We start from the raw sequence: 11,738 nt of genomic DNA, 5'->3' as shown, positions 1-11,738 counted from the left end.
CGCACCCGATGTGGTCAGAACAGGTGGCCGCTCCGACGTGCCTTGGCGCGCAGGTAACCGACGTTGTGGGCGTTGGCGGGGAAGGTGTGCGGCACCCGCTCCGTCACCTCGATGCGATGCCGGGCCAGGGCGCTGATCTTGCGCGGATTATTGGTCATCAGGCGGACGCGCTGAAAGCCGAGGTGCCGGAGCATCTCCGCCGCCGGGGAATAGATCCGCTCGTCGTCGTCGAAGCCGAGTTGCTCGTTGGCGTCGACGGTATCCAGGCCCTCGTCCTGAAGACGGTAGGCCCGCAGTTTGTTGACCAGCCCAATCCCCCGCCCCTCCTGCGCGAGATAGAGCAGAACGCCGGCCCCTTCCGCCGCAATGGCCTGAAGGGCGCCGCGCAACTGCTCCCCGCAATCGCAGCGCAGAGAGCCCAGCAAGTCGCCTGTAAAACACTCCGAATGCAGGCGGGCCAACACGGGCGTGTCGGGATCCGGACGGCCGATCACGATCGCCAGATGCTCGATCCCGCCGTCAACCGGACGGAACGCGACGACTCGGGTTTCCTCGGCGCCGTCCAGCGGCACACGCGCCTCGCCCACCGGCCGCAACGCCCGGGCCCAGGCCTCGTGATGATCGAGCACCGCTTCGGCCTCGATCGCGACCAGATCATGCGCGTGCGCCCAGTCCAGGGCCTCCAGCGCGGGCACGGGACAGGGGGCAGCCAGCACCGCCGGCAGCAGGCGCGCCAGCTTGGCCAGCGTCACGCTCGCCCCCGCCCCGCTGTCCGCCGGCAACGGCTCCACCGTCGTTCCGGGCGGCGTGGGCATGGCGGCGGCACTTTCCGGATCGGCGAGCCGGTTCAAGCGCTCGGCGGTCGGCGTTCCCGGAAGGATGAGGCGCACCGGCCCCGACCCCGGCGCGGCAAGCCGCAGCACCGACGCCCGCCGCGCCGTCACGAGCAGCGCGGGCGCAGATCCAGCGAGCGCGCTGAGACGGCCCATCATGGCGTCGTCCAGGCCCTCGGCCGAAATGCACACGACGGCATCGCCCGGACCCGCCACCACCACCGGCGCGCCCCGCCGGAGTTCGGCAACGGCCCGGCCGACACGGTCCAACGCGGAGACCGTGTAGGGGGCGATCGGGTCAGGGGTCTCACGCGCGGGCGCGGCGGAGCGCGGAACCGGGGTCATGGTGTGGCTGCGGCCTCAGAGTCGGGAGGGTCCGACGCCCGCGCGCGACGCTGGCGGGGACGACCGGAACCCATTAAGAAGAAGCCATGAGACGTAAGCAAGGATCGCCCGGGACGCAAGAGCCCTGCGCGCGGGAGACGCAAGAGCCCGGCGCACGGGGCGCGCACGAGCGTGTTGGTGCGCCCGCGACCGAGGCGACGCTCGACGTGGCCCCGGACTCCCTCCGGTTGGTCCTGATCGATCCCCTGGACGCGCCGCGCAAAGCCCTGGCCGGACAGCTTGCGACCCATCTCGGCGCCGCCGTTCTCACGGAGTCGCCAACGGTCGAGGCGGCCCTGGACACCCTGGATCCGGACACTCCGCCCCACTGGGACGCCGTGCTGGTGTCGGTGTCCGACGACCACGCCGCCCGCGCAGCCATCGTCCGGCTTCGGGACCGTCAAAGCGACCTGCCCATTCTTCTGATGCTAGCCTCCGGCCGCACGCAGGGCGGATCCTGGCCCTCCGGCGTGACGGCTGTGACCCGGCCGGTGCGGCTCGCCACCCTCGCCGCAGCCCTCAAAGCGCTGGTGGCCGAACGCACCCCAGCGGACCGCGGGACGTTCGACCTAGGACCGTTCCGCTGCGATCCGGCCGGGCGGACACTGGTAGACCGGGCGGGCGGCCGCACCCTCTCGCTGACGGAGAAGGAGGCCGCGATCCTGGAGTGCCTGCACGCAGCCGCCGCATCGGTCAGCCGCGACGCTTTGATGGCGACCGTCTGGGACTACGCCAGCGGTGTCACGTCCCACACCCTGGAGACGCACATTCACCGCCTGCGGCGCAAGATCGAGGCGGACCCGCGCCAGCCCACCCTGCTGCTCAAGGACAGCACGGGCTACCGCCTGCGCGGGTGACCGGGACCGGCGTAACGTAGAGAGCCCCCCTTATGCGGGCCACGTAACGATGGTCGCGATCACCGCCACCCCGAGGCACAGCGCGCCCAGCACCAGCCCCGCGCGGGCCACGCGCGGTGGCAAACGAAACGCTTGGGACGCGACCAGCAGGGCGGCGGCGAGCAGAACCAGCGCCTGGATGGCCTGAGCCTGCTCTGGAATCACCACCATCGCCGCCGCGCCCCGAAGCCGCCCGGGATCAGTCGGTCAGGCTTTCACACAGCGCCTTGATGCGCGTGCACGCCTCTTCCAGCTTCTCCGTCGCGGTGGCGTAGGAAATGCGGAAGTACGGCGACAGGCCGAACGCCTCGCCCTGCACGGCCGCCACGTTCTGCAGCTCCAGCAACGCCGTGACGAAATCGCCGTCGGTCTTGAGGACACGGCCGTCCGGGGTCTTCTTGCCGATCACGCCGGCGCAGGACGGGTAGACGTAGAACGCGCCCTCCGGCGTGCGGCAGGACAGGCCCGGAATGGCGTTCAGCAGGCCCACGACCAGATCCCGGCGCTGCTTGAAGATGGCGTTGCGCTCCGCAATGAAGTCCTGCGGGCCGGTCAGCGCCTCCACGGCGGCGGCCTGACTGATCGAACTGGTGTGGGTGCTGCTCTGCGACTGGATCTTGTTGATCGCCTTGATCAGCTCCACCGGGCCGGCGGCATAGCCGACACGCCACCCCGTCATGCTGTACGCCTTCGACACGCCGTTGCAGGTCAGGGTGCGGTCGAACAGGCCGGGTTCCACCTGGGCCGGCGTCGCGAACACGAAGTCGTCGTAGACGAGGTGCTCGTACATATCATCGCTCATCACCCACACATGCGGGTGCCGCATCAGAACGTCGGTCAGCGCCTTCAGTTCGGCCGCCGAGTAGGCCGCGCCGGTCGGGTTGTTCGGCGAGTTCAGGATCACCCACTTGGTCTTGGGCGTGATGGCGGCCTCCAGGTCCTCGGCCTTCATCTTGAAGCCGGTTTCTTCCGGGCAGGCCACGAACACGGGCGTCCCGCCGGCCAGCAGCGTGATGTCCGGATAGCTGACCCAGTACGGCGCCGGGATGATGACCTCGTCGCCGGCCTCCACCGTCGCCATGATGGCGTTGTAGAGCACCTGCTTTCCCCCGCACCCCACCGTAATCTGGTCGGGCGTGTAGGTCAGGCCGTTGTCCTTTTCCAGCTTCGCCGCGATCGCCTTGCGCAGGGCCGGCGTGCCGGCGACCGGGGTGTACTTGGTCTCCCCCCGGTCCATGGCCGCCTTGCCGGCGGCTTTGATGCTCTCGGGCGTGTCGAAATCGGGCTCGCCCGCGCCAAGGCCGATGACGTCCTTGCCGGCCGCGCGCAGTTCGGCGGCCTTAGTGGTCACGGCAATGGTGGGCGACGGCTTGATGGCGGACAGGCGCGAGGCAAGGATCGACGACATGGTAACGGGCCTTCCGGATAAGGGAATTTGGAGTCGCGGCGCGACGGAGCGCACGTTAGCGGCCCTCGCGCGGACCTGCAAGGTGGAGAGCGGACCGCTGCGGCCTGTTCAGCAGGCCCATCCCCCGCTCTCGCGCGCAATAGGGAACCCGAAACACGAAACGGCGGCGGACGTTACCGCCCGCCGCCGCTGGCATCTTGGTCAGCGCGTAGGATCAGACGTACTTGACCGTCACGACCTCATAGAACTTGCTGCCGCCGGGCGCCTTGACCTCGACGGTGTCGCCCACCGCCTTACCGATCAACGCCCGCGCGATGGGCGATCCGATGGAGATGCGCCCGGCCTTCAGATCGGCCTCGTGCACACCCACGATCTGGTACGTCATCTCCTCGTCGGTATCCTCGTCCGCCAGAGTCACGGTCGCGCCGAACCGGACCGAATCGCCGGACAGCTTGGACACATCGATGACGTCGGCCCGGCTGATAACGTCCTCAAGCTCCGTAATCCGGCCTTCGATGAAGCTCTGCCGTTCCCGTGCGGCGTGATACTCCGCGTTCTCGGACAGATCGCCGTGCTCACGCGCCTCGGAAATGGCACGGATCACGGCAGGCCGCTCGGCGCTCTTCAACGTCTTCAACTCCTCCTCCAGGCCACGCAGCCCTTCGGCGGTCATCGGCACTTTCTCCATGATCGGAAACCCTCGGTTCGTTGCCCCCTGAGTCACGGCAGGCGGTGCGGCGTTTGGTTGTCACGAAACAAAAACGCCCCCAGGCGTTCCGGGCAAGGCTCGGCCCGCCTGAAGGACGGCTTCAGGGGAAGATCAACGGACAAAATAGGATTGCAGGGGCTTTACATCAAGCTTTTCCCGCGTCAGCGCAGCTATGGCGCGCACAGCCGCCCGCGCACCCTGCAACGTGGTGTAGTGCGGGATGGTGCGCATCAGCGCCGTGCGACGGATGTCGAAGCTGTCCGTCAGCGACTGGGCGCCCGCCGTGGTGTTGATGACCATATGGATGCGGCCGGAGATCATTTCGTCCACGCAATGCGGCCGCCCCTCGCGCACCTTGTTGATGATCTCGACCGGGATGCCCAGCGCCTCCAGATAGCTGGCGGTGCCGCGCGTCGCGAGGATGCGGAACCCGAGCTCAGCCAGGGTGCGCGCCTCTTCGACGATCTGCGTCTTATCCTCGTCGCGCACGGACAGGAACACCGTGCCGCCCATCGGCAGCGCGGAGCCGGCCCCGATCTGCGCCTTGGCGAAGGCGCGGTCCAACGAGACGTCGAGGCCCATGACCTCGCCCGTGGACTTCATCTCCGGCCCCAACACGATGTCGACGCCTGGGAAGCGGGCGAAGGGGAACACCGCCTCCTTGACCGCCACATGACCCAGCGGCCGTTCGCTCAGGTCAAAGGACGCGAGCATCTCGCCGGCCATGACGCGGCTCGCGATCTTCGCCACCGGCACGCCCGTGGCCTTGGCGACGAACGGCACCGTACGGCTGGCGCGCGGATTGACCTCCAGCAGATAGACGGTGTCGTCCTTGAGCGCGAACTGGATGTTCATCAGGCCGACGACGCCCAGGCGCAAGGCCAGGGCGCGGGTCTGCGCCTTCATCTCGTCCATGAGCGCGTCGCTGATGGAGAACGGCGGCAGGGCGCAGGCGGAATCGCCGGAGTGCACACCGGCTTCCTCGATGTGTTGCATGATGCCGGCCACATAGACGTCGCTGCCGTCGCACAGGGCGTCCACGTCCACCTCGATCGCACCATCCAGGTAGGCGTCGATCAAAACCGGGCTGGTGCCGCTGACCAGCACCGCCGTCTTCATGTACCGCTCCAGGCCTTCCTCGGTATAGACGATCTGCATCGCCCGCCCGCCCAGCACATACGAAGGCCGGATCACGACCGGATAGCCGATGCGACCGGCGATCTCCCGCGCCTCCTCCAGCGAGGTGGCGGTGCCGTTTTGCGGCTGCTTCAGACCCAAGTCGTTCAGCATGACCTGGAACCGCTTGCGGTCCTCGGCCAAGTCGATGGAGTCCGGCGTCGTGCCCAGGATGGGAATGCCGGCGGCTTCCAGCGCGCGCGCCAGCTTCAGCGGCGTCTGTCCGCCGAACTGGACGATGCAGCCCAGCACGGTGCCGTTGGTCTGCTCCTTGCGCACGGCCTCGATCACGTCCTCGGCCGTCAGCGGCTCGAAGTACAACCGATCGGACGTGTCGTAGTCGGTCGACACCGTCTCCGGGTTGCAGTTGATCATGATGGTCTCGAAGCCCACCTCCGACAGCGCGTAGGCGGCGTGCACACAGCAATAGTCGAACTCGATGCCCTGCCCGATCCGGTTCGGCCCGCCGCCCAGGATGATGACCTTTTTCGCGGCGGTGGGATCGCTTTCGCACTCGGCGGCCTCGATGCCGTTGCCCTCATAGCACGAGTACATATAGGGCGTGTCCGACGGGAACTCGGCGGCACAGGTGTCGATACGCTTGTAGACCGGATGGATGTTCAGCACCTGTCGGCGGAACGCGACCTCGGTCGGAGTCTTGCCGGTGAGGGTGACCAGCCGCTCATCCGAGAAGCCCATCTTCTTGACGCGGAGCATCTCCGACGCGCTCGCCGGCAGGCCCTGCTCGCGCAGACGGGCCTCCTCGTCGACGATTTCCTTGATGCGCTCCAGGAACCACATGTCGTAGTGACAGGCGGCGCGGATCTCATCCAGGCTCAGGCCGTGACGAATGGCCTGGGCGATGGTGAGAATCCGCTCCGGCCGGGCGGCGCCGAGCGCGGCGCGGATCGCGTCCGTGGCCTCGGGACCGGTGGCGCCGGGAATCTCCACCTCGTCCAGACCCGTCAGGCCGGTTTCCAGCGAGCGCAGGCCCTTCTGAAGGCTTTCAGCGAAGGTGCGGCCGATCGCCATCGCCTCGCCCACCGACTTCATCGACGACGACAGGATGGGATCGGTGTCCGGGAACTTCTCGAAGGTGAAGCGCGGCAGCTTGGTGACCACGTAGTCGATGGTCGGCTCGAACGACACCGGGGTGCAGCCCGTGATGTCGTTGGTCAGCTCATCCAACGTGTAGCCCACGGCCAGCTTGGCCGCGACCTTGGCGATGGGGAAACCGGTCGCCTTCGACGCCAGCGCCGAGGAGCGCGAGACGCGCGGGTTCATCTCGATGACCACCAGACGGCCGGTCTGCGGACTAACCGCGAACTGCACGTTCGAGCCGCCGGTTTCCACCCCGATCTCGCGCAGGCACGCGATCGAGGCGTCGCGCATGATCTGGTATTCCTTGTCGGTCAGCGTCAGCGCGGGCGCGACCGTGATGGAATCACCGGTGTGGACGCCCATGGGGTCCACGTTTTCGATGGAACAGACGATGATGCAGTTGTCCGCCTTGTCGCGGACCACCTCCATCTCGAACTCCTTCCAGCCGAGGACCGACTCCTCGACCAGGACCGAATGCACGGGCGAGGCCGCCAGACCCGAGGCCACAATGCGATCGTATTCCTCGCGGTTGTAGGCAATGCCGCCGCCCATACCGCCCAGGGTGAACGACGGCCGCACGATCACCGGCAGGCCGATGTCATCCATCGCGCGCTGCGCCTCGTGCATGTCGTGCACCAGCTGGCTGCGCGGACTTTCCAGACCGATGGCGTCCATCGCCTCGCGGAATTGAAGGCGATCCTCCGCCTTGGCGATCACGTCCCGGCGCGCGCCAATCATCTCCACATTGTACTTCTCAAGCACGCCCCGGTCGGACAGCTCGATCGCGGTGTTCAGACCGGTCTGGCCGCCCATCGTGGGCAGCAGGGCGTCCGGCCGTTCCTTGGCGATGATGCGCTCCACGATCTCGGCCGTGATCGGCTCGATGTAGGTGGCGTCCGCCGTTTCCGGGTCGGTCATGATGGTGGCCGGGTTCGAGTTGACCAGGATCACCCGGTACCCCTCGGACCGCAGCGCCTTGCACGCCTGAGCGCCGGAGTAGTCGAATTCAACGGCCTGCCCGATCACGATGGGACCGGCGCCGATAACCAGAATGCTGTGGATGTCGGTACGTTTGGGCATGGGAATCTTCTGATGACGGAGGACGCGGACAGGGGGCGGAGAGGCGCGACCGTCCGGATGCCGGGAAGCCGGTCGGCGACAGCGTGCGGGTCTTAGCACAGGAGCCCGCCTTTGGACATTCCCCTTGAAGGCCTCGCCCCCCCTGATTATGACCGAACGACCCACGCGACCTCAGACGGGACCCGGCGCCGCACCTCGGCGCGACGGCGTCCCACATCCATACGACGCACCGCCCGACCGGAGCCGCCCCGATGACACGCACCCTGTTCGGTACCGACGGCGTTCGAGGGACTGCCAACACCCCTCCGATGACCGCCGACCTGGCCCTTCGCCTCGGCATGGCGGCCGGCGCGCAGTTCAAACGCGGTACGCACCGCCACACGGTCGTGATCGGCAAGGACACGCGACTGTCCGGCTATATGCTGGAGCCGGCGCTGACCGCGGGCTTCACCGCCGTGGGCATGGATGTGGTGCTGCTCGGCCCGCTGCCCACCCCGGCGGTGGCGATGCTGACGCGCTCGCTGCGGGCCGACCTGGGCGTCATGATCTCCGCGTCGCACAATCCGTTCGAGGACAACGGAATCAAGCTGTTCGGCCCGGACGGCTTCAAGCTGTCGGACGAGACGGAAGCCGATATCGAAGGGTTGCTGAACAACGGGCTGGCCGACACGCGGGTCAAGCCCTCCGACCTGGGCCGTGCCCGCCGCCTGGACGACGCCGGCGGCCGCTACATCGAGGCAATCAAGGCCACGTTCCCGCGCGGCCTGCGGCTGGACGGCCTGCGCATCGTGATCGATTGCGCCCACGGCGCGGCCTATAAGGTCGCCCCCCGCGTGCTGTGGGAGTTGGGGGCCGAGGTCATCCAGGTCGGCGTGGAGCCGGACGGCTTCAACATCAACAAGGGTGTCGGCTCGCTCGACACCGAAGCCATGCGCCGCACCGTGGTCGAGCGCGGCGCCGACCTGGGCATCGCACTCGACGGCGACGCCGACCGGGTCGTGCTGGCCAACGAGACCGGCGCCCTGGTCGACGGCGATCAGGTGCTCGGCGTCATCGCCAAGGCGTGGCTGGCCGACGACCGGCTGACCGGCGCGGGCGTGGTGGCGACCGTCATGTCGAACCTGGGGCTGGAGCAGTATTTGCGCGGGCTCGGCCTGACGCTGCATCGCACCCCGGTTGGTGACCGGTACGTGGTGGAGCGCATGCGGGCCGACGGCTTCAACCTGGGCGGCGAGCAATCCGGGCACATCGTCATGTCGGACCTGGGCACCACCGGTGACGGCCTCGCCGCCGCGTTGCAGGTGCTGGCCGCGCTGGTGCAGGCCGACCGGCCGGCGAGCGCGCTGCTGCACGCCTTCGACCCGCTGCCCCAGGTGCTGCGCAATGTGCGGATGGCCGACGGGCACGATCCGGTCGCGATTCTCGCCCTGGACACCGTGCAAGGCGCCATTGCGGCCGGCGAGGCGCGGTTCAACGGCGATGGCCGCGTTCTGATCCGCAAATCCGGGACCGAACCGCTCATCCGGGTCATGGCCGAAGGCGCCGACGACACCCTGGTGCAAACCGTGGTCGATGACATCGTGGACGCCATCGCCCGCGCCACCCCGGCGGCGTAACCCGTCGTATAACGACGCGGACAACGCACCACAGGGTTCCAATCTTACAGCCGCGCTCGGTTTTTTGGGCGCGAGGGGTTGCATACCCACCCCCGAGCCTTCAGGTTCAAGGCGCGGTGTCGCCGTATGGGCGCTACCGGCGCGTTCCCGAGGCACTCCCGATGCTCGCTGAACCGACACCCGCTCGCTCACCCACATCGACACCATCGCAATGGAGGGGGCCATGGCTTCCGTCGCCCTGACCAAAGAAAACATCGAAGACGTCATCCGCTCGGACAACATGGTCATCGTGGACTTCTGGGCGGACTGGTGCGAACCGTGCAAGACGTTCGGTCCGACGTTCGAAAAGATCAGTGACGCCCACCCCGACGTCACCTTCGCGAAGGTGGATGTCGAGGCCGAGGCGGAACTGGCGCAGAGCTTCGGCGTCCGCTCCATTCCCACCGTGGCCGTGCTGCGGGACCGGGTGGTGCTGTTCAATCAGGCCGGCGCGCTGCCCGAGAGCGACCTGGAAAGCGTCGTGAGCCAGGGTAAGGCCGTCGACATGGCCGAAGTCCACCAGGAAATCGAACGTCAGCAGCAGGCCGAAGCGGCCGGCGGCAACGGCGCCGCCTGACCCCACGCGCGAGAACACCGATACAAGCCCGATGGCTCAGCACGGCACGCACCCGGGCGGTCGGGTGCTCATTATCGCTGGCTCTGATTCCGGGGGCGGCGCGGGCATCCAGGCCGACATCAAGACGGTCACCGCGTTGCAAGGGTTTGCGACCACGGCCATCACGGCCCTGACGGCGCAAAACACGCTGGGCGTGTTCGGTGTTCATCCAATCCCGGTGTCCTTCGTCGTCCAGCAAATCGAGTTGGTGCTGGACGACATCGGGGCCGAGGCCGTGAAAACCGGCATGCTGGGCGACCCAGCCCTTATCGAGGCGATCGCCGACACGCTGGCGCAGCACGCGCCGGACGTGCCCGTCGTGGTCGACCCCGTCATGATGGCCAAGGGCGGCCATCCGCTGCTTGATCCCTCCGCCGAACAGGCCCTCAAAACGACGCTGGTGCCGCGCGCCACCGTGCTGACGCCCAACGTGCCCGAGGCTGAGGTGTTGAGCGGGCGCACCATCGCCTCGCTGGACGATATGCAAGCGGCCGGCGAAACCCTCCTGGCTCTTGGGCCGCACGCCGTGCTGATGAAGGGCGGCCACCTGCCGGGCGAGACCGTCACCGACCTTCTGGTCACGGCGGAGGGGATCGCGCGGTTCTCGGCCCCTCGGGTCGACACCACCGCCACCCACGGCACCGGCTGCACCCTAGCCTCCGCTCTCGCCTGCGGCCTCGCCCAGGGGCATCCCTTGCCCGACGCCATCGCCCGCGCCCGGGCCTATGTTCGCCGCGCCATGGAGACCGCGCCCGGCTTCGGGTCAGGCCACGGTCCGATGAACCACGGCCACACGGTCGCTCCGTTCCAAGAATGAACGTTACCGACCGAGGCAGTCGTCCCAATACGGCGGATCGCCGAAGCGGGCGGCCATGAAGTCGATGAACGTGCGCACCCGGTGGGACAGGTGCCGGGTCGGCGGATAGAGCACCCAGGCGTCCATCGGCGGCAACGGCACCTCGGGCAGCACACATTCCAGCCGCCCGGCGAGAACGGCATCGTTGACCAGGAAGGTGGGCAGCACCGCCACCCCCAGGCCGGCTTCCGCCATCGCGGCCAGAATATCCCCGTTGTTGGCCCGCAGGCGTGTCGCGGGCCGCCCGACCGCACCCCCCGCCCCCTCCGCGCGCAGGAACGCCCAGGTCTCGGAGTCCGAGGCATGGGCGTAGCTCATGGTCTGGTGGCCGACGAGATCGGCCGGCCGCGTCGGCCGCCCCTCCCGATCCCAATAGGCCGGGCTCGCCACGATGACGCGGCGGACCACGGCCAGCCGCCGGGCGATCAGGCTCGAGTCGGATAACCGCCCGATCCGAACCGCGAGATCGAACCCATCCTCGACCAGATTCACCGCCCGGTCGTTCAGGTCCAGATCCACGGCGATCCGGGGATGCTCCGTCAGGAACGCCACCAGGGCCGGGCTGAGGTGGCGCACCCCGAACGATAAGGGCGCCGCCACCCGCAGCGTTCCGCTCAAGTCGGCCTCGGCGGAGGAGACCGCCTGATCGGCTTCGTCCAGATCGGCGAGGATCCGCACGCACCGTTCGTAATACGCGCGCCCCGTCTCGGTGGGCGTCATGCGCCGGGTCGTGCGCGCGACAAGCTGCACGCCCAGGCGCTGCTCCAGGTCGCTCAGGCGGCGACTGACGGCGGACTTGGCGAGGTTCAGCCGCCCCGCCGCGCCGGTGACACCACCGGCCTCGATCACCCGCACGAAGGTGAGCATCTCCTCGAACCGACTCATGACGCCCCCCGGCGCATGGATGGCCCCCGCATGGACCGCCTCTTTGTTCGCCGTCCCAGAACAGTCTGTTTGTGTGGTGCCGATTTTTCAGCGCGTCCGCAACACCTATGTCTCTGGTCAACGGCGCTCGGCGCCCTGG

At 68.1% G+C, this 11,738-nt stretch carries 10 protein-coding genes; 4 read left to right on the top strand and 6 right to left on the bottom strand.

From position 1 onward, the window contains the following. Window positions 1–14 precede the first annotated feature (14 nt). Window positions 15–1,178, bottom strand: coding sequence for a GTP cyclohydrolase II (ribA, locus tag GGD82_RS07610; protein ID WP_150062169.1), 1,164 nt, complete (start codon window positions 1,176–1,178; stop codon window positions 15–17). Window positions 1,179–1,264: 86 nt separating this feature from the next. On the opposite strand from ribA, the gene GGD82_RS07605 reads away from it, so the two are divergent. Further along, window positions 1,265–2,074: a winged helix-turn-helix domain-containing protein gene (locus tag GGD82_RS07605; protein WP_150062168.1), complete on the top strand. Its 810-nt coding sequence runs from the start codon at window positions 1,265–1,267 to the stop codon at window positions 2,072–2,074. Between the two features lie 30 nt (window positions 2,075–2,104). Here GGD82_RS07605 and GGD82_RS07600 read toward each other — a convergent pair whose 3' ends face one another. The 4 genes from GGD82_RS07600 to carB all read right to left on the bottom strand — a co-directional run bounded on the left by GGD82_RS07600 (window position 2,105) and on the right by carB (window position 7,587). Beyond that, on the bottom strand, window positions 2,105–2,284 hold the full coding sequence (locus tag GGD82_RS07600) for a hypothetical protein (RefSeq protein WP_150062167.1): 180 nt from the start codon (window positions 2,282–2,284) through the stop codon (window positions 2,105–2,107). Between the two features lie 28 nt (window positions 2,285–2,312). Continuing rightward, window positions 2,313–3,521 (bottom strand): pyridoxal phosphate-dependent aminotransferase, encoded by a 1,209-nt coding sequence (locus GGD82_RS07595; protein ID WP_150062166.1) that lies wholly within the window; start codon window positions 3,519–3,521, stop codon window positions 2,313–2,315. Window positions 3,522–3,735: 214 nt separating this feature from the next. Continuing rightward, the gene (gene greA, locus GGD82_RS07590; RefSeq protein ID WP_150062165.1) at window positions 3,736–4,209 is read right to left on the bottom strand and encodes a transcription elongation factor GreA; all 474 of its coding nucleotides are present in this window, start codon (window positions 4,207–4,209) and stop codon (window positions 3,736–3,738) included. A gap of 132 nt (window positions 4,210–4,341) precedes the next feature. After that, a complete protein-coding gene (gene carB, locus GGD82_RS07585; protein WP_150062164.1) occupies window positions 4,342–7,587 on the bottom strand; it encodes a carbamoyl-phosphate synthase large subunit in 3,246 nt (1,081 codons plus the stop codon). Window positions 7,588–7,838: 251 nt separating this feature from the next. On the opposite strand from carB, the gene glmM reads away from it, so the two are divergent. From glmM to thiD, 3 genes are all read left to right on the top strand, one after another. Next, complete coding sequence (gene glmM / locus GGD82_RS07580) at window positions 7,839–9,203, top strand: phosphoglucosamine mutase (protein ID WP_150062163.1); 1,365 nt, start codon at window positions 7,839–7,841, stop codon at window positions 9,201–9,203. A gap of 211 nt (window positions 9,204–9,414) precedes the next feature. Beyond that, the gene (gene trxA / locus GGD82_RS07575; RefSeq protein ID WP_375782120.1) at window positions 9,415–9,819 is read left to right on the top strand and encodes a thioredoxin; all 405 of its coding nucleotides are present in this window, start codon (window positions 9,415–9,417) and stop codon (window positions 9,817–9,819) included. Between the two features lie 31 nt (window positions 9,820–9,850). Further along, window positions 9,851–10,675: a bifunctional hydroxymethylpyrimidine kinase/phosphomethylpyrimidine kinase gene (thiD, locus tag GGD82_RS07570; RefSeq protein WP_150062161.1), complete on the top strand. Its 825-nt coding sequence runs from the start codon at window positions 9,851–9,853 to the stop codon at window positions 10,673–10,675. A 3-nt stretch (window positions 10,676–10,678) separates the two neighbouring features. Here the strand turns inward: thiD and GGD82_RS07565 are convergent, their stop codons facing one another. After that, window positions 10,679–11,599 (bottom strand): LysR family transcriptional regulator, encoded by a 921-nt coding sequence (locus GGD82_RS07565; protein WP_150062160.1) that lies wholly within the window; start codon window positions 11,597–11,599, stop codon window positions 10,679–10,681. Window positions 11,600–11,738: the final 139 nt, after the last annotated feature.

This window comes from Roseospira marina (assembly GCF_014197855.1).
GTDB lineage: Bacteria > Pseudomonadota > Alphaproteobacteria > Rhodospirillales > Rhodospirillaceae > Rhodospira > Rhodospira marina.
This window is presented reverse-complemented; position numbering and strand designations above follow the sequence as displayed.

Bases quoted from the DNA above. Each gene is read 5' to 3' on its own strand.
- trxA (WP_375782120.1), top strand. From the start codon at position 9,415: ATGGAGGGGGCCATGGCTTCCGTCGCCCTGACCAAAGAAAACATCGAA.
- glmM (WP_150062163.1), top strand. From the start codon at position 7,839: ATGACACGCACCCTGTTCGGTACCGACGGCGTTCGAGGGACTGCCAAC.
- carB (WP_150062164.1), bottom strand. From the start codon at position 7,587: ATGCCCAAACGTACCGACATCCACAGCATTCTGGTTATCGGCGCCGGT.
- ribA (WP_150062169.1), bottom strand. From the start codon at position 1,178: ATGACCCCGGTTCCGCGCTCCGCCGCGCCCGCGCGTGAGACCCCTGAC.
- GGD82_RS07605 (WP_150062168.1), top strand. From the start codon at position 1,265: ATGAGACGTAAGCAAGGATCGCCCGGGACGCAAGAGCCCTGCGCGCGG.
- GGD82_RS07600 (WP_150062167.1), bottom strand. From the start codon at position 2,284: ATGGTGGTGATTCCAGAGCAGGCTCAGGCCATCCAGGCGCTGGTTCTG.
- GGD82_RS07595 (WP_150062166.1), bottom strand. From the start codon at position 3,521: ATGTCGTCGATCCTTGCCTCGCGCCTGTCCGCCATCAAGCCGTCGCCC.
- thiD (WP_150062161.1), top strand. From the start codon at position 9,851: ATGGCTCAGCACGGCACGCACCCGGGCGGTCGGGTGCTCATTATCGCT.
- greA (WP_150062165.1), bottom strand. From the start codon at position 4,209: ATGGAGAAAGTGCCGATGACCGCCGAAGGGCTGCGTGGCCTGGAGGAG.
- GGD82_RS07565 (WP_150062160.1), bottom strand. From the start codon at position 11,599: ATGAGTCGGTTCGAGGAGATGCTCACCTTCGTGCGGGTGATCGAGGCC.